This is a genomic window from Tritonibacter sp. SIMBA_163, from assembly GCF_046535935.1.
Lineage (GTDB): Bacteria > Pseudomonadota > Alphaproteobacteria > Rhodobacterales > Rhodobacteraceae > Epibacterium > Epibacterium scottomollicae.
The window spans coordinates 1-239 of the sequence record NZ_JAWJBP010001239.1 but is presented as its reverse complement, the minus strand read 5'-3'; the positions used below and the strand labels follow the sequence as shown (position 1 = coordinate 239).

The following is a 239-nucleotide window of genomic DNA, read 5'->3' as shown; positions in this document are numbered from 1 at the left end:
CGTTCGCACCGGCGGCGGCGGCGAAATGCCACGTTTCCTGCTGGAGGATGTGCGTTCTTTCGTGGCCGCCACGGTCCGGGTCACTCTAGAGCATCAGGGGGTATTTGGTCACTCCTTTGGTGGTCTGTTTGCGCTCTGGCTGCTGAATAAGAACCCCAAGGCCGTTAGCCACTGGATCGCGGCCAGCCCGGCGATCACCTGGGAGGGGAGTTTCCTGCTGGATAAATTGTCTCGCTTTG

The 239-nt window shown here is 60.3% G+C and carries 1 protein-coding gene; it reads left to right on the top strand.

The genetic code is table 11. The features are described 5' to 3' along the window. Positions 1-25: 25 nt before the first annotated feature. Positions 26-239, top strand: a 214-nt coding sequence (locus R0J92_RS26270; protein ID WP_411053851.1) for an alpha/beta hydrolase-fold protein, incomplete at its 3' end; no start/stop codon positions are given.